Source organism: Sphingobacterium suaedae (assembly GCF_042684625.1).
Lineage (GTDB): Bacteria > Bacteroidota > Bacteroidia > Sphingobacteriales > Sphingobacteriaceae > Sphingobacterium > Sphingobacterium suaedae.
This window is the reverse complement of record NZ_JBHULR010000004.1, coordinates 69,013-88,106: the sequence shown is the minus strand read 5'-3', so window position 1 is coordinate 88,106 and position 19,094 is coordinate 69,013. Positions and strand designations below refer to the sequence as shown.

The 19,094-nt window shown below is 44.0% G+C and carries 8 protein-coding genes; 3 read left to right on the top strand and 5 right to left on the bottom strand.

Features of this window, described 5'->3' with window-relative positions:
* Positions 1 to 134 precede the first annotated feature (134 nt).
* Complete coding sequence (locus tag ACFSR5_RS10090; RefSeq protein ID WP_380903319.1) at positions 135 to 1,550, top strand: glycoside hydrolase family 28 protein; 1,416 nt, start codon at positions 135 to 137, stop codon at positions 1,548 to 1,550.
* Between the two features lie 376 nt (positions 1,551 to 1,926).
* Here ACFSR5_RS10090 and ACFSR5_RS10085 read toward each other — a convergent pair whose 3' ends face one another.
* On the bottom strand, positions 1,927 to 4,788 hold the full coding sequence (locus tag ACFSR5_RS10085; protein WP_380903317.1) for a glycoside hydrolase family 2 protein: 2,862 nt from the start codon (positions 4,786 to 4,788) through the stop codon (positions 1,927 to 1,929).
* A 115-nt stretch (positions 4,789 to 4,903) separates the two neighbouring features.
* Positions 4,904 to 5,968 carry a GntR family transcriptional regulator gene (locus ACFSR5_RS10080; protein ID WP_380903315.1) on the bottom strand — a complete coding sequence of 355 codons (1,065 nt, stop codon included), beginning with the start codon at positions 5,966 to 5,968 and terminating at the stop codon, positions 4,904 to 4,906.
* Between the two features lie 278 nt (positions 5,969 to 6,246).
* Here ACFSR5_RS10080 and ACFSR5_RS10075 point away from each other — a divergent pair, with 278 nt between their 5' ends.
* Entirely contained in the window at positions 6,247 to 9,966 is a 3,720-nt protein-coding gene (locus tag ACFSR5_RS10075; protein ID WP_380903313.1) for a hybrid sensor histidine kinase/response regulator transcription factor, read from the top strand.
* A gap of 626 nt (positions 9,967 to 10,592) precedes the next feature.
* Here the strand turns inward: ACFSR5_RS10075 and ACFSR5_RS10070 are convergent.
* A complete protein-coding gene (locus tag ACFSR5_RS10070; protein ID WP_380903311.1) occupies positions 10,593 to 12,944 on the bottom strand; it encodes a glycosyl hydrolase 115 family protein in 2,352 nt (783 codons plus the stop codon).
* Between the two features lie 1,018 nt (positions 12,945 to 13,962).
* Here ACFSR5_RS10070 and ACFSR5_RS10065 point away from each other — a divergent pair.
* Positions 13,963 to 16,170, top strand: a complete 2,208-nt coding sequence (locus ACFSR5_RS10065) for a TonB-dependent siderophore receptor (RefSeq protein ID WP_380903309.1) — start codon at positions 13,963 to 13,965, stop codon at positions 16,168 to 16,170.
* A gap of 77 nt (positions 16,171 to 16,247) precedes the next feature.
* On the opposite strand, the gene ACFSR5_RS10060 is transcribed toward ACFSR5_RS10065, so the two are convergent.
* Both ACFSR5_RS10060 and ACFSR5_RS10055 read right to left on the bottom strand, forming a co-directional pair.
* Positions 16,248 to 17,681, bottom strand: a complete 1,434-nt coding sequence (locus ACFSR5_RS10060) for a sialate O-acetylesterase (RefSeq protein ID WP_380903307.1) — start codon at positions 17,679 to 17,681, stop codon at positions 16,248 to 16,250.
* A 242-nt stretch (positions 17,682 to 17,923) separates the two neighbouring features.
* The gene (locus tag ACFSR5_RS10055; protein ID WP_380903305.1) at positions 17,924 to 19,027 is read right to left on the bottom strand and encodes a glycoside hydrolase family 88/105 protein; all 1,104 of its coding nucleotides are present in this window, start codon (positions 19,025 to 19,027) and stop codon (positions 17,924 to 17,926) included.
* Between the last annotated feature and the right edge of the window lie 67 nt (positions 19,028 to 19,094).

Sequence of the window (19,094 nt, the reverse complement as noted above, 5' to 3'; positions counted from 1 at the left end):
AAGGCTTCTAAATCACGGTTTTGATCATAGTTTCCGAACTGTCTTGGATTCTCCTTGCCATAAGCTCGTGCCTTAGTTGCTGGATACGTTGGTAAGTAAAATAAACAAATCAGGACCAAAGTAAACCATACAATATGTTACGACACACCCCTATTTTTCTTAAACGTAGTTATCTGAGACCGGTATCCATTTTCTTTACATTTATCTTACTGATAATAACCGGAGGAGGCATGGCGGTGCAAGCCCAGCATTACTCGATCTCTAAGGAGACGATCTCCGTAGATGCTCCTTTTGCTATGCCTACATTTTCAATTCCTGATTTCGCCAATGCAGCACGTTTTAATATTGTCGACTTCGGTGCCGTAACCGGAAATAAAGAGCTTACCACACAAGCCATTGCGCGGGCGATAGACGCTGCTCATGAACAAGGCGGAACGGTCGTGATACCAGCAGGCGAATGGCTAACCAAAAAGATTCACTTAAAAAGTCATGTAAATTTGCACATTGCCAAAGGTGCCACCTTGCTGTTTTCCGGCAATCCGCAAGATTATCTGCCCGCAGTCTTTAGTACATGGGAAGGACTGGAGTGTTATAACTATTCGCCACTTATTTACGCGTTCGGGGCTAAAAATGTGGCGATTACCGGAGAGGGTGAGATCAAAGCAATCATGGATATTTGGCGCCAATGGTTCCCTCGCCCACAAGCACATATGGAAAGTATCAAAAGACTCTACAATTGGGCGCAAGACAATGTACCCGTTGCGGAACGAAATATGGTGAATGACACGTCCAATCTTCGTCCGCAATTCATTCAATTCAATCGGTGTGAAAATGTCCTTATAGAAGATGTCAAAATCCGAAACAGTCCCTTTTGGACGGTTCATCTTTATCTGTCTAGAAACATCGTCGTTCGCAACATCGATGTGTACGCACATGGCCATAACAACGACGGTATTGATCCAGAGATGAGTCAGAATATCCTTATTGAGAACTGCGTATTCGACCAAGGCGATGATGCTGTTGCGATTAAATCGGGTCGCAACCCCGAAGGCTGGCGACTGAAAACACCATCGAAAAACATTGTCATCCGAAATTGTAAAATGAATGATGGGCATCAATTGGTTGCCATAGGCAGTGAGCTGTCTGGAGGCATTGAAAATGTTTATGTCACCGACTGTGAAGCTGGACCAAAAGCCAACTTAATGCATTTGCTTTTTATCAAAACCAACGAGCGTATGGGAGGATCGGTCAACGGCATATATTTCTCCAACATCACGGCCCATCATCTAAAAGATGGAATTTTAGGTATAGACACCGATGTACTGTACCAATGGCGTACTTTGGTTCCCACAAAAATTAAAAAGCTGACTCCAATTCAAAACATATCGCTTGAGCATATTCGGGCTACCGAAGCGAAGTTCATTGCAAAAATCAATGGAAATCCTGAATTACCGGTACGGGGAGTTACACTTAAGCGGGTCAGTTTATCCAAAGCGTCTGAACAGGAAATCCAAAAGATACATGTCATCGATTTCCACTACGAAAAGTAAGCTGATCGATTAGAATAAGACACTTTCCACACAGAACAGGCTCTGGCTTTAGAGAAAGGATCGCTTAGCTCCTATTAATCGGCGGCAAGCATTTCGAATATGCCAAACTTTGCTGTTTTTGTAAACACCTCCGTGGCGGTCAAATGGTTTTGATGCCTATCAATGCCTGGTCATAACGGTACGCTCCATGGCTTCATTCATCATGGCGAGGCATTTGCAGTGCATTATTTAAGTAACTTTGACACATATCCAACGCCACTTAATCCTTTTCATGAGGTAGCTCAACTATAAAAAAAGGATGACTAGCCAGGCGGCAGTCATCCTCAAGACATAAACTAACTAAACTAAAGGATATTTTATGCGGAAAAGATCAGGTCTAATCCGTCAGTATGTTCACTTTAGGCATAACAAACTGGGTATTTTCTTTTTCCCCTTTTGGTAAACCAAAATAAAAATAAAGCGTACGGCTCACAGATTTGTCTATGACCGTCAACTCGCCGGCCGGACCATTTACCGATGCTCTGCTATTGATTCCCATTGCCAATTTCGTCCCAATAGGCGGGATGGCATCCAAGAAGGAAATATCACCCTGAGGCAATTGTGGATATCCTTTTGGACCAGAGATACCATAGAAGTCAAACAGTCGTACATACATACTGTCTTGTTCTGTAACCACTAAAAATTTTCCTTGGGTTGTATTAAATTGCATCCAGCTAATGTCCGAAAAGTAGCCTTTAAACTCTGGAAATGTCCACGGCCCAATCCCTGCCTTTGCATCATTATACATGTTTTCCCACGTATTCAACGTTACACCGTGTAACCTGTTTTTCCAGACACGATAAGGACCATTTCCCAACCATTTGGCACTAATAATATAATTCTCTGGGTAATTAAAGCTGACCCCTGCGTAAGGAAAACTTCCACTTTTTTGATAGTGATAGTCTAACTGTAGCCAACCATCCGGATGCATTGTCCAACGAATGCTTTTTAAGTCTCCCGTATACGTGAATTCAATTCCTTGCCTATTTCCGTCGACAAATGGCTTTGCACCAGTCAAGCTGTACTCCCCGTCGATCAATACAGGACCGTTGTTAAAGGCCAATTTCATACTATACGCATTGGTCAAGTCTACCAACAATCCTGTTTGTTTTGCAACCGACACCGTGATCCCATTTGCCGCTAATACATAGTTGGTCGAATCCTCTTGAAAGGTGACCTCCGTCGCGGTTTTCAGCGGTAATACTTCCTCCGCGATCTGCGCATTCGATTTCACGCGCCACGACCATGTATAAATCTCCTCCCCGTGTGGATCGATTGCTGTCAGCCATAAGGCATCCATATTTCGCCAAGTGGCGGGTAGCTGAAGATCCAATACGCCTTTCTCTGTTGGCGCTATCGATGGCGATGGTGTATTTGCCGTCCATATGGTATCGATTCCCGACTGGTCATCATATGGCTTGCGGAAGTTTACCAATTTGAACACGAAGTGACAATCCTTCAAATTCGTATGGTGGAAACGGTTTTCAACAGCTATTTTTCCAACAAAATCGGGAGGAAGTTCCTTCATCTTGATATGTATCGGCGAATAGATCTCGCGAATAGCAAAGAAGCTACCTTCTTTCTCCCGATGTGGTCCTAGGATACCATCGGGCGCGTTTACTTTATTTACGTCGATTACCCCATTAAAATCTGTCCGAACAATCCCTTCATCGGCAAAATCCCAAATAAATCCGCCGGCTCCAAGCTTCGAATTCCAATGCAGTTCCCAAATATCGGCTAAACCGGCGGCCGCACCGCCATCATCTTGTGCATGTAAAAACTCGGTGGGCATATAGATATGAGGGCCTTCCAGTATTTTCTGGGTAGAATAGTAATCCTCATAATGATTACAATCGATCCCATTAATAGCGTTTCCAGGTCGGTGATGAGCATGTATGACCGTGCGTGCCGAGAGGTCGTATTTACGATATTCATCAACTAGTTCCTTATTATGTCCCCCTTCATTGCCATTGCTCCACAAAATAATAGATGGATGATTGACATCCCGCGTCACCATCTCTTTCACTAACTTCTTTCCTACGGGTGTTCCATACGCTTTTTGCCAGCCGGCTAGTTCGTCCAATACATATAAACCTAGGGAGTCACAGTAGTCCAAGAATGATTTATCAGGCGGATAATGTGAACACCGTACTGCATTCATGTTCATTTGTTTAATCAGTTTTACATCATGTAAATCCACCTGCTTATTAACCGATCGGCCTGTTTCAGGCCACCATACGTGGCGATTCACACCCTTCATTTTGACCTTAACCCCGTTGACATAAATACCGTCTCCTGGACGTACTTCCACCGTACGGAAGCCAAAACGCTCCTCGGTCTGATATCCTTTTTCTTTTTTTGTTTCCAACGTGTAGACCGCGTGATATAAATGAGGCGTCTCTGCCGTCCATTGTTTCGGGCTCTTTACCTGCACCTGCACCCGGGCCACCGAATCACCACGATGTACATTCACGGTAGTAGATCCCACGACGCGTCCCCCCGTGTCCTGTATGTCGACCCGCAAGGAAGTATGCGTATGAACCCCTTCAAGATATACCAGGGATTTGAACGTGCCGTCGGCCTTCGCATCAATCGCTGTCCCTGTAATATGAGTAACGGGAGTAGCTTCCAAATAAACTGGCCGAAAAATGCCACCAAGTATCCAGTAATCGGCTAAGCGTTCAGCATTGTTGACGGTCTTATCGTCGGACATCTTGGCAACGGTTGCCTCCAACACGTTATCCTGTCCTATTCGCACCTTATCTGTCACATCGTATTTAAATCTATAAAACGCTCCTTGGTGCTTTTCTCCCGCTAATTGACCGTTAATCTTGACCTCCGTATCTGTCATCGATCCTTCGAATACGAGCGAAATTTTCTTCCCTTGCCAAGCATCGGGAATCTGGAAATTGTATCGATATAAACCTTTCTCGTCGTGAAACTGAAAATTCTTTCCGTAAGTCACATAATCGCGTCCATAGTTATACGCGCCATAGCCCTGTTGTTCCCAGTGACTAGGCACCGCAATCTTTCCCCAGGCCCCAGCTTTTCGGCCGCCCGTTACCCAAAAGTCCCAATCAACGGTGTTTTCATTGTCAGTTCCTGAAAGATACTGTATCTCTTTCCGCTCCTGTGTATAGGCTCCCCATGTGCTTAAGATCAGCAAAACTGTTAATATTCGTTGTAATAGTGGAACCATTGGTTATACGCTATCGGATTTATAATTAGACGAAACTAAACATTGTCCGCTGAAGCGGCAACCTGAGCTATCCTGCTACAAGACGTAGCACGTCATTTGGGCTCCCTATTTCATTTTACACCGACGCGCGAAGGACGGTGTAGAAAGGTACTTCCAAATGACTTTTCAGATCATGAAGTATACACGCGGCCGCATATTCACCCATTAATCTGAAATCCGTAGACACCGTGGTTATCCCGTTGAGAATAAATTTTTTCAACGGAGTTTCGTTATACGAAATGACCCCTACATCTTGTCCAACCTCTAGCCCTTTCGCACGCACTTTATCCAGTAGGTACACCAAATCATCCTCCGCTAGGTTAATGTAGCATGTACCTCTTTTTATTCCTTCTCTACGTAAATTATCAACAAGAATGTGTTCAAAGGCATACTCTTGACAAAATTTGTAAAAACCTTTAATTATCGCTTTGGGATAATCACTGTTGTCTGGAAAAACAAGTTTTAGCGCATTGTATTTCGAAAGAGGTTCTTTGATACTTTCCAATGCTTCATAGATATCCTTTTCATAATTTTCGCAGACGACCGGGAAATTGCCCTCCAAACCATCAACTTCACGCCCCAGTAGCAATATCTTATCGGACGGAATCAATGAAAGGACCTCCGCGGCCTTATCTCGCCCTTCTTTAAAATACGGAAAAACAACGTAGTGGTCATATGGTTGTGGAAGACCCTGGATAAGTGTCCGTAAATGTGTGATATCGCTATTATAGACAAAGAGGTCAATAGAAGCCTGATCTCCCAGTTCGCTTGCGAAGGCATCGTAAACAATTTTTTTGTGAGCGCTCAATTTATTCAAGAACACTGCAATCCGCAAGCGGAAAACCTGTTCTTTAGCCACAAAGTATCCTTTTCCCGGAGACGAGGCGATAATTTCTTCTATCCGAAGTTTTCGATATCCTTTTTCAACCGTATCTCGCGCAATTTGAAGGTGATAACTCAGGTCGTTTATTGAAGGTAATGGATCGCCGACCTCTACAATCTTATTCTTGATCGCTTCAACAATAGCGTCTGCCAGCTGCACATATTTTGGCGTAGCCGAAAAATCGTTGATTTCTATCGATTTAATCAAATCGGTATTTATTGAAGCGCGGCTGTTCGAAGAAATGAATAAGGTTTCCATGCAATAAAATAGGTTTAATTAAGATGTTTACGATTAGCGTTTGTATCCGGGGCACGCCTTACATTTGGCCTGACGTGGGAACATATTCCAAAGTTAAGGGCATACGGAGTATTGGTGCCGTAAAAACGAATCATTGTTCCCGTAAAAATGATTCATTTCTGCACAAACATGCTAAATAAGTGCCCCGCTCATATTATAGATACCTAAAAAACAGGACAGGCCGTGATAGCTTTATACAGTTTTTTTGCTACTTTTAAGGCTATCGACTATTTCAAAAAATGCTAACCAAAGGACGTACACTCACACATCATCTATGGCAACTTATACTCTTCTTGCTATTGGGATGGACTATTCCGTGTCCTGCTCAGTTCTTGCAACTTAAATTTGATCATATCACGTCGGAGAATGGGCTTCCTCATAGTACTATCCATGGTATCGCGAAGGACAAATACGGTTTTATGTGGCTTGGAACCTGGTCTGGTCTCTGTCGGTATGATGGATATGATATCCGTGTATACCGATATGATGCGTCTAATCCAAAAAGTATTATCAACAACCGTATACATAATGTATTGCTGGATAAGCAGGGGGATATTTGGGTTTCCACCTTCAACGAACAGTTTTTATGTCGATACAATTATGAGACAGATGATTTCAGCCGTGTTTCGTTGGACAACTGTGCCCCCGAGATACGCGGAAAGATCAATCGCCGCGATCATCGCTTGCAAGTCAACTTCACGTTCCACCACACGCGATGGCACTTGGACAACCTCAGCACAACTTTGGTAGAAACCTTCCTACCTACAGGTCAACAAAAAACATATAAAGTCGACTCATCCAACCCCTGGTCGATCAACGACGCTTATGTCAGTGATATTTTTCTAGATGAGCAACATGTTCTATGGTTAGGTACCTACAGCAATGGGATTAACCGAAGTTACCTAGATGCTACACCATTTCACTACCTGTATCATTATGCCGATCGTCCAAATTCTCTGAGTGAAAATATTATCCGATCGCTCTGTGAAGATGAAGAGGGGAATGTATGGGTAGGTACACGCAGTAAAGGCGTAACACTTGTCAAACGTAATGGAGAATATAAACAGTTTCAACATGCCCCTAGAGACATCGGCTCCATACAGAGCAACTATATCAAAAAGGTCTTTTGCGACTCGCGAGGCGATATCTGGATCGGAAATCAAAATGGATTGGATCGGTATGACAAACGTACAGAAACCATACGTCGAATGGATGACCCCTTACTCCAGAACACCGGTGTATTTGGAATCGCCGAAGATCAGCATATGAACCTATGGTTTGCCACATGGAAAGGTATTTTCAAGTACGACCGTGCCAAGGCACGCTTTCATGCTTTTGATTTAAGTGACGCACTGTCTGAACCGCACGTTTGGAGCATCTTCGTAGATAGCAAATCACAGATTTGGGCAGGAACAGAAGGGGGTGGAATCTGCATTTTTAAGGAGGACCAAGGACAGCAACTGCGTCTTGTGATGCGTTTGCAACATGGCGGTGTGCCTATGCATTCGTTGAGCGACAACCGTATTTATAGCATTTTTGAAGACAGCAATCACGAATTCTGGATTGGAACAGGAAATGGTTTGGATCATTATGATCCGAAGACGGGTGTCGTCAAACATCTTTCTCCGCAATCTGCCCTTTGGCCGAAAGGTACGATCGCGGGTATCACAGAAGATCAAAAGGGTTTTCTTTGGGTCAGCCACAAGCAAGGAATTTCGCGAATCGACCGGAGATCCCTACGCATACGCACTTTTTCGAAGCAAGATGGGCTCCAGAGTAATGAATTTGCGGAAGGAGCGGTTTATCGCAGCCGTCGAACCAACCGACTATATTTTGGAGGGAATAAGGGCGTTAGTTATTTCAACCCTGATAGTATACGAACGAATCCCACTCCTCCCCGCGTTGTCTTTACAGAATTGCGCGTTTTAAATGAAGTCGTCGAAGTCGGCCAACAGGTGAACGATCGTGTGGTTCTACGTCGCCCACTTTATCTCAGTGAGTCGCTGAATCTGACACACGAAGACAAAAGCATCAGTATTACGTTTGCAGCCCTTCATTATGCTAACCCCGCAGGGAACAAGTATGCGTATATGCTCGAAGGCTTCGACAAAGATTGGATTTATACCGATGCCACCAAGCGCGTGGCCAGTTACTCAAATCTTACCCCTGGAGACTATATCTTCAAAGTAAAAGCTTCCAACAGTGATGGCATCTGGACAACAACGCCAACCGCATTGCCTATCGCAGTGGCTCCCGCCATCTGGGCTAGTAAGTGGGCTTATCTATTGTATGCCTGTATTTTTCTCATTTTGTTATACGCCTTTTATTATTATATACGTCGGTATACCCGATTGAAATCTAAGCTCGCCTATGAAGCATTGTTGCATGAAAAAGAACGTGAGCTGCATGAGAGCAAACTTCAATTTTTCACCAATATCTCGCATGAGATCAAGACACCGCTTTCACTTATTCTTTCTCCCATCCAACAGTTAAAGGGCTGGAGTCAAACAGATGGCCGAATACAGGAGCAACTTCAAACCATGGAGAACAACGGGAATAGGTTGTTGCGCACGGTTAACCAATTGTTGGATATTCGTCGGTTCGAGACAGGACACGAAACACTGCATCTTGAATATACAGATATCATTCTTCTAATAAAAAAGGTTATTGCATCCTTCGCACAAGAGGCTAAGCAGAAAAATATTCGACTGAAAACGGATCTTCCTCTATCCTCTCTATTCGTCGATATCGATGCCGATAAGATTGAAAAAGTCCTGTATAATTTATTGTCCAACGCACTTAAATTCACGGGAAGCGGAGGAATAATCAAAATACGGATCACCCTACGATCGGAACAACTTATTCTAGACGTGATCGACAATGGTTCAAGCATTCCAACAGACGACTTGGAACGAATATTTAAACCATTCTTACAGGGACAAACAACAGTGTCTGGAGGCACTGGACTTGGTTTAACGTATAGCAAATCGCTGGTCGAGATGCATAGAGGCGCATTGCTCGTTCAAAGTAGATCACACGCAACGAGCCTGCATTTAACGTTGTTTCGTATGATCCTGCCGTTAGAAAGGACGCAACCACCGATCGATTCAGCTCGTGAAGAGTGGTCTATGCCGCAACAGGGGCGTGCAACATACGACGTGCAGCATGAAAACGTGACCACTTCTGTTGACAAACAGTCGTTACCGAAGCGGTGTACATTGCTCTTCGTGGAAGACAATGCGGAGATGCGTCACTATCTGGCAAACTATTTTTCGACCGACTACGATATTTTGGAAGCGGCCAACGGAGAAATCGGACTTCAACTCGCCAGGAAGCATGTGCCGGATTTAATCATCAGCGATGTGATGATGCCAAGAATCGATGGGATCTCCTTCACGAGACAAATAAAACTAGACATTCTGTTACGCCACATTCCCGTTATTTTATTAACAGCACGCACTTGGGTAGAGTACGAAATAGAAGGACTCGAAACCGGTGCTGATGACTATATGGTCAAACCTTTTCACCTGCCTATTCTCGCACTCAAAGTCCGCAATCAATTACTCGCACATTTTCGTATGCAGGAGAAATATCGACACAAAGTATCGATCGAACCATCTACTATCGACGTTCAATCGCCAGATGAACTTTTACTGCAAAAAATTCTCGTCTATGTGGAAGGTCATATTGCCGATCCCGACCTAAAGATCGACAAAGTCTGTCTGTCGGTGGGGCTGAGTCGTGCACAGCTCTATCGAAAGATGAAGGCATTAACTGGGTATAGTATGGCAGATCTGATCAAAGAAGTTCGCCTAAAACGAGCTCAACAGTTGTTACAGGATAAAAAATTTCAAATTAGCGAGGTCGCCTATATGGTTGGCTTTAGTGACCCTGAGTATTTTCGAAAGAGCTTTAAATCGAAGTTTGGATACCCGCCAAGCGCGTATGCGAAATCATGACCATACTGGTGGAGCAGGACAGATCGGGTTGCCAACTTCTAATAAAGTACCTATTATTGTAGAAACAACCGGATATGTGTTTGAATACTGGAGTTTCTACGTTGATCCATTATTTAAAAACCTTATCATGATGATGCTGTAAAGCTTGCCCTTTATGGTATCATACGCCTTTCATTTCACATAAATTTAGTGCGACAACAGCCTTCCTTCGGGGAGGCTGTTTGTTTAAAACAACTTCTTCAGCTTTCAACCGATTTGTGCACATTTTGTCAAATGAGCAACGAAAAGGCATTACTTCCCGAGTATCAACAACAACTTAACCTCCTCGTAACATTCGGGTATCCTCGATCAAACAGGACAGCGCAGGTTGCGGAAAACCGGCTGAACATGTATTATTGTATCGTGCACCAACGTGCTAATAAACCGTGTGAGGCGAGATCCATTTATCCAACATAACAAGTTTATACATGCCTTTCCGGCAAAGCTGTTGCAGTAATTATGCACAATAAAGATGCAAGGAGTTTTTTTTCATATAGGTTAGTCAAGGTTCAGCCTCTCGTATGAGAGGCTGTTTTTTTAGGCCGTCCCGACCGAACCGATCCCTGCGGTTTGAACAGCAACGGTTACTATTCTACGGAAAAAACATGAATTTGATCAAGCACCACGCCCTCATCTAATGCCGTTATGCGAATATTGGTTGTCGTCTCAGGATGTATACGATGACCAGTCTGACGAATAGCTTGGTTACGCAATACATTCATTTTCCATTCTTCACTTCGCCCTTCAGTCCGAAAATCGATCGCCTGTTCGGGCGAATCATTAACGGAGATTCCGTAACGGAGCGTTGATCCATCGACTTCATGATTAGGCGCCAACGCCAACTCAATAAGGATACTATCTGATGCTGAAGCAGGAACCTCAAATAGCAGGGACGATCCTTTAGGAATGGATACCGCACCTCGATCATAGCCCAAGCCATAGGATATAGGCTTTGCTCCCATAAACCGTTTATAGTCTTTTCCGTTTAAAACCGTTAATGTGTTCCGATCGGTATGCAGAGGCGCAGAAGCCTTACTACGCGGCACCTTCTGAAAAACCTCTAAGTTCCTCGGTTTGTCGTTCATCATGCGGTTCCATTTGCCATTTGCCAAGGTATTGTATCGATTTGTTAGCGCAAGAATATTTTCGTACGCTTGATCGCTTAATTCCCACGGCACCATTTCATGTCGAGCCAATTGTCCGTAAAGTTGTTTCTTATTCATTTCCGCCGCGCCTTTCACTGGATATTCAATCAATTGAAACCAAGCGTCTTGTTTTGACACGGGTATTTCCGGTGTAAGCTCATCCACTCTTTTTGTCAACCGCTCATACGCTTGGATACGTTGGCGAATGCGCTCCTCACTCCAGGGCAGATCTTTTATTTGTTTGTACATGGGATCCTGTTCTTCGGTTCGCGTATTTCCCATAAATTCAGGTTTGCGAATGTATGCTAACCGATAGTATTCCTGTAGTATGGGAAGCAACATACGGGCTTGCTTCTTTCCAAACTCCCGCGTCAGCCATGTCTGCAAATGGGCGTTCAAGCCGTTCTCGTTATTTTCTATCCCATCGATATCCCAGGCCATATCGAGGAACAATTCGATTAAATATTCCGCAGGCTTAATGTCTCCCACATTCAAAATCCAAATGTCTCGAGCCCCTTTATCATATGCCAATTTCATTTGGGTATATAGTTGCGCCGGATGATTTGTAGCTAACCACAAATAATCGTGCGGACGTCCCCAATAAGAAACATGATAATAAATTCCGTTTCCACCTTTCCGATTTCTTTCCTTTTCGTTCGGAAAATGTTTGATATATCCATAATTGTCATCGCACCAAACCAATGTCACATCGTCCGGCACCGCCAATCCGTCGTGGTACACATCCAACACCTCTTTATAGGGAATAAAAACCTGTGGGATTTTAGTCACGTCGGGGTGAATATGCTTTTCTAAAAGTGCTCGTTGATCTGGCAACACTTGAGAGAGTACCGCTTTATGTTCGGCTAATGTTTTTACGCCTTGCATCATCCCGTCATGCTTGCCCCGAAGGCCAATCGTAAAAATATTGTCTGATCCTTTTAACTCCTCTAATCTTTCCGCCCAATACGTTAAAATCTCTTCTTTATTCGTCACATAGTTGTAAGCACCTTTTCCTGCCACATCCCATTCGTTCGCGCTGTTGCGCATAAGTGGTTCACAGTGCGACGTTCCTAATAAAATACCGTATCGATCTGCGGCTTCCTTGTTGCCCGGCGTAAAATAAAACGGAATGGACACCTCATGCATTGCTGGCCACAAGGTGTTTGCCCGCAAGCGCAGCAACAGTTCGAACACACGCGAATAGGTTTTGGGACCGATCTGGCCCTTTCTGTTTGATGGTTCGTAAGTGGTACTGCTCCACGGCATCAAACCCCAATCTTCGTCGTTTATAAAAATGCCTCGGTGCTTCACCGATGGATGCTTCTGTATACGATATCCGTTTGGTAATTTAAGTGACGTCTTCGGTGCTATAGTTGCGTCTGCCCACCATTCCCAAGGCGATACGCCCATGAGTCGGGAAAGCTCCAAAATACCGTATGCCGTTCCACGCTTATCGCTTCCTAATATGTACATCTTATCACCGTGGACCTCTATCAAAAATCCCTCGGCTCGAGTGCGCAACTTTTCCAAAGATTGGGGATCTAACGTGTTGATCCACTCTCTGGGGTCCTCTAAAGTGCCTATGTGTATGACAGCTTGTTCTTGTACGATTATCGTGGCACCGAAAACCTGTTCGAAATCGCTTTTAAATATAGCTAAAGCCGTCTGTACCACGGGAGCCGCATTGGCAGCAATAGCTACCGTCATCCCCTCTTTCGCACGAAAAGTAACGTCTGCCAACAACGACGTGAAAGAAAACATAAACAATGTAATAAAGAATAATATGGTTTTCATAAGCGCTATTGGGTTTATTTTTTTCGTCCACGTGTCTAGCCATTTTCATGCTCCAAGCTGATCTTCGACATCCGCATGATGCCTCTTTTACTGGTTGACTGGGCCATGGTCTCCTAACAAAGAAACACAAATTCTTTCACTTGAGCGTCATGCAGTATCATGCGTTGTGTCATGTCGAAGCTTGTTCACGCCGTTTGTGCGATCATGCTAAACGCTCGCTTATTGGTTCCTTATAACCGAAAAGAGACTGCTATAATGTAAATACCAGCAACGTAAAATCAGGTCGCTATTCCTGTATATCAAAACTTCCAAAGGCTATACCGATTGCATGATGGTGCGTCAGACAGCCTCAGTTGCAGCATACTGTTTATCATGAGCCGTCTATACTTGAAGGTATTGCACGTATGGACGTCGGTATTGCACATACGTTTGTTGACAATATATACGTGCCATGCGACAAACAGCTCACGTATGTTCGCGCGGAACAACGTATGTTGGGGAACAACAGATCATGTTGAACGGCAATGCAGTTGATCGATAAACAGCTTACGCACATTCGTATTGCAGTCATGTTTTATGACAATTCATGAGTGCAATGTCGATCAGGTGCTATGCAATCACGCTAACCTATTGCTGTCTACCGTCAACATGATGCTGTTTATGAGGATACTTTTTGCAACAGGCGTTATCATGGGGCCTGTTGACCCGATTCGATAAGCATCTTTTCCCATTCAGATAAACAGTAGTCTTTGCACTATACGCGTCGAAATTAGCAAGCGTAAGACAACAAAAGCCTGATTGACGAAGGTTATGTTTTGGTAGTGTTCTTACTTCGTGCTATTGATCATCCGGTGAACCATTCACGTTCAGCTTTTATTTTATCTGTATTAGTCGATGCGATCCTACCATACTAAATAGGAATAAAACATTCGGGTACATCTTCTGAAAAAACTATTTGTTCTATAGAGATTTCTTCTATATTTGCAGTAATTTAAAACAAGTCTAAATAACAATAACAATGAAAACACCATCTGTTTGTGGCTTTGCTCTCTTATCTGCCACGCTTTCTTTTGCACAGGAGGCAGATACAACCCAGACCAGAAAGAATATCGAAGCCGTCATTATCGAAACGTATATTAAGAAGGATTCAGAATTTACCAACAAAATGCCCTTGCGGGCCATCGAGAATTCGCAGGTTTATTCCTCGGTTGACAAAACAGCGCTAGAGAACCAGCTTGTGTTTACCGTCGATGATGCTTATAGAAATGTGGCAGGACTTCAGAAAATGTGGAATGCTACGAATCGTTCGGGAGATGGGGGCGCTTATGTTAACCTACGTGGGTTCATTTCGAACAATTCGTTACGCGATGGGCTAGTCGCTCCGGTGAGTGGTACGATCGACGCTGTGAATATTGAAAAGATCGAAGTTTTAAAAGGACCATCAGCAGCTTTGTATGGAAGTAACATGACGTCTTATGGTGGCGTTATTAATCGAGTTACGAAAAAGCCGCTGGAGGAGTTCGGTGGGAGCATATCCATCAGTGGAGGCAGTTACAACTTCTACCGGGCGCAGGCGGATGTCAATACGCCGGTAACCAAAGACAGGCGTTTGCTGTTCCGATTAAACACGGCGTATTCAGGAGAAGGTAATTTTCAAGATACAGACGCAAAAAGCACCTATTTCGCGTTAGCACCGAGCTTGCTTTGGAAAGTAAACGATAAAGTGCAGGTCAACTTCGAGTACGAAATGTTTGACAATAAAACGTCGGCTGAGCAAAACCTCTTCTTTCTTGCCTCCCCCTCCCTGCTTGGCTATCGCGACATGCACGATATTGAAAAAGCGGGGTTACAATACAAAAATTCTTACATTGGTTCTGACTTACAAAACACCGGACGAAGCAGAAATCTTTTCGGACAGGTAACATATGCCGTCAATAAATATATTAAATCGACTACGGCAATCAATAATGCGTATAGCTATTCCGACGGATTTAATCCATATTTCTATGTCTCGACACAATCCTACGGTGCAGATCCAGACGATACGACGCCAGGTTTACATCGAGGAGATCAATCAACTGGAAACAGCACGCAGCGGATCTTTCAGGTACAACAGAACTTCAACTTTGACTTTCGTATAGGCGCATTACGCAACAGACTCGTGGTGGGTGGAGATTATATGCGAACCAAAAATGACCAACTTTTCTATTCAGGTGTTATTGATTTCGTTCCGTTCACAGGCAGTGCTGACCTTCGCACATTTAATGCAGACTATGTAACCGCATATTACAATTCCTTACGTGAAAATGGCACGTTTGAGGCATCGACATGGCCACTAATCAATAAACGGAACACGTACAGTTTCTATGCATCTGATGTGCTAAATCTGACAGATGCATTAAATGTGATGGCATCGATCCGATATGAAAAAAACGATTTCAAAGGCGGGAAACAAGGCGCTAGTGAAACGCCGGCCTATGAGCAATCGGCGTGGTCACCAAAGTTCGGCGTGGTCTATGAGCTCGTTAAAGATAGGGTGTCGGTATTTGGAAATTTCCAAAACAGCTTCAAAAGCAATGGCTACTATGTATCGGACAATACGGGCAATACGGCACTTTCCGACCCAGAATTGGCCAATCAATGGGAAGGCGGATTTAAAGCCAATCTATTAGATGGACGTATCAATGCCACCGTAAATTACTATGACATTCATGTAAAGAACACGCTACAAACCATTGGTTATACGACGGGTAATATTGCCATACAGGATCAAGCCGGAAAATTGACGAGCAGAGGGGTAGAACTGGAGGTTAATGCCTATTTGGTAAAAGGGTTCTCGGTAATTGCCGGATTGAGCTACAATGACTCCAAGTTTACAGAAACTACCGATGCAACGGTTTTGAACAGGCGGCCAAACACCGCGTCGTCGCCATGGTTGGCTAACTTTTACGCCAGCTATCAATTTGTTGACGGAAAAGCGAAAGGGCTTGGTTTTGGGCTAGGCGGAAACTACGCCAGTGCTAATCGTATTTTCAATACATCGGCGGCAGTATTTGAACTCCCAGCGTACTTTGTTATGAATGCCAATGCATTTTATGATTTCAAAAAATTCAGGATCGGAATAAAAGCGGATAACCTGACCAATGAACACTATTGGATCGGTTATACAACCGCCAATCCGCAAAAACTAATCCATGTCGCAGGTAGCATAACTTACAAATTCTAAAAAAAACACTGTTGCCCAACAAACGAGTGCAGCTGTATGAGCAGCGGCACTCGTTTACCTACCTCCGATTAGATGTTCTATTTATATGTCCGGAATGGGACTGCCGGCAGCCCCTCGTGATTAAAGAAATTAGGCCGCGCCTGCTCACTCCAGGCGAAACGCACATACAGCGGACGAGGCACGGCAGTGGAGGAGACGATCACTTTATTCCCTTCAATTCTTGCTTCGGCAGGAACGAATGATTTGTCGGCTCCAGCAATCTCAAACCAAGTTAGTTGCTCTCCTTGGCAAATCAAACCGCTTCCTATGTGATCAAACTCCAACGCGATACGTCCTTCTTGGATATGATTTCTTTTATAAAGCGGCCCCGAGAAAACGATATTGTTTTGCGCATAATCTTTTGCCAGAGCCCATAGAGCGAGTCGTCTACCCACCTCCCATTTATACGATGGATGGATGTCTGACAAATCATCTACCAAATCTGTTATGACGACCATACCCGACCTTTTAGGATCCATCGCTTTCGTTTGTATTTCCCAAAACCAAGGCAATGTTTCCGTGGTATGCTGCATTTTGTCTTTTCTCCGGCTATAGGAATAAGGTGCAATTTGTACATAGTGAAACGAGAGTTGCTGGTCTTTCCATAGTTTCCGCCAAGCATCTATCAATACTTTTTGCTTCCTTCCGTAAAGGGCATCCTCAAACATGACATTACTTTCGCCCTGATACCATAAAAAACCACGAAGAGCGAATGGAGCTAACGGACGGATCATCCCCTCAAACATCTCTCCCGCTACAGCGTTATCCACCAGTGTGTTGCTCCCTTTTTTTACCGTTTGAATATCTGCTGATTTTTCGTAGGCTGACGCGGGTGTCCATGGCTCTATCCGGCTGCCACCCCAAGACGAGCTGATCAATCCGATCGGCACCCGGAGTGTTTCGAGCAATTCCTTCCCAAAAAAATATCCCGCCGCGGAAAATGATGCCAGCGATTCGCTGTTGCACCGTTGCCATCCGATAGTCTCCACATCTGGAGCATGCCCTTTCTTACGACCCACAAGCAAGAGGCGAATATTCCTGTTTTCCGGTTTTGCTAACTCTTCCAATGTACGATCTTTACCTTTTGCAGGCGCCTTATATCCTTTGCGAAGCTGCATCGTATATTCCATATTCGACTGACCGGAACACAACCAGACCTCTCCAACCAACACATCGGATAACCGGATAGTGTTACCGCCAGAGATAATAACGTCGAATGACTCAAAACTTGCCTGTTGCGCAGGAAACTTTACCTGCCATGTACCATCTTGTTTCGCAACGACACGGCGTTCGCTATTTTTTAATCGAATAGTCACGGTTTCGTTAGGAGAGGCTTTGCCCCAGATCAGGATAGGTTTTTGCTGCTGAAAAACCATATGCGAACTGAAAACTCGAGGTAACGTAACATCGGCATACGACTGAATGGACAAGCATGCCAATAAGACAAGCCAAAAGAATTGTTTGAACATCATTTTAATATTTAGTGTTGCGTGTCTAGGTATTGATTAGCAAAACAAACAGCCTAATTTACGAAAAGAAAGACCGCATATCAATACAAGCTGCTTTAAATATACGAAGAAGATTCTTTTTATATAGCCTTCAAAGCCTCAAAAACATCCCATTAAACAGTCGTACGTTTAATGGTTAAGGTATAAAAACGTTTTCCTTTATGTAGACATGGCTAAGCACGTTATGTTTGGCTACCGGTATTCCATTAGTTCTGTAGCAAAGCGACTACGCACCACAAGTAAGGCGCCTGCCCATGATAATCACCTACATGCCTGGGGCGATCGTAATAATACTGTTTGTCATTTTTCTTATTCGTTCCAACACATACCTCCGACACCGCTCCTTTCTCATTGACATAGCCAACCAACGCTAGCCAGGCCTTACGTGCTGCCGGTGCAAATTCGTTGGCATCCAGCCATCCTTGTTTTACGCCCGTTATGAACGCATACGTAAACATGGCCGAAGCAGAAGTCTCTGCCCAGCAATCTGCTTCGTCAATCAGCTGATTCCACATACCACTTGGCCTTTGGTAGCGCTTAAGGCTCTTCATCATCGTAAGATAGCCGTGCATAATACGTGGGCGATCAGCGTGTTCCTTAGGCAGGTGACGTAGAAGTTCTGTCATACCTGCCGCCATCCATCCATCGCCTCGCCCCCAATAATAAGGGACATCGGGAGCATGATAAAACAAGCCATTTGTTTTTTGAAGCTCATCTAAATATAGTACCATCTCCTTTGCTGCTCGATCGAGATAGATCTGATTACCCGTCACTCTATAGGCCTGGGTCTGTACGATCGTAATCATATACATATCATCGATCCACAATCGAGTTTGCCAGGAATATCCTTTTGCGGCCCATTCTATTTCCTTATCATTGGCCTTTTCAGGCACCTCCCATTGTGTATCAGCGTAAGGCAGCCCCAAATCGAGGTACCGTTGTTCCCTGGTTATCCGGTATAGGTTTAACGGCAGGCTACCAAACATGTTCAGATCAACATGATTTTTTATTGGCAGCAACGCCTTTTCCGTCGTAAACAAAGGCTCGAATTTATCTTGTAACAGTCTAAGAAGCGTATTGTCCTTCGTTAATTCGGCAAACTGTAAAGCACCATTCCAATAAAACGTTTCGGGATAACTAATCCACTTGCCCGCATGCAACGCATGTTTCGCTTTCACGAAACGGTATGCGATCAACTGGCCAACTTCTTCTGGCGTAGCGCCTTTCGGAAAGTTGTTTAATATTTTCTTTTGCGCAACTACCAACTGGAAGGATAGCATCAATAAAACGATTAATATTTTTTTATACATAGTTGATTTATTTATTCGTCGGTTCTTATTAGCGGCTAACACCTAACAAAGATGTTTATTCTGTATC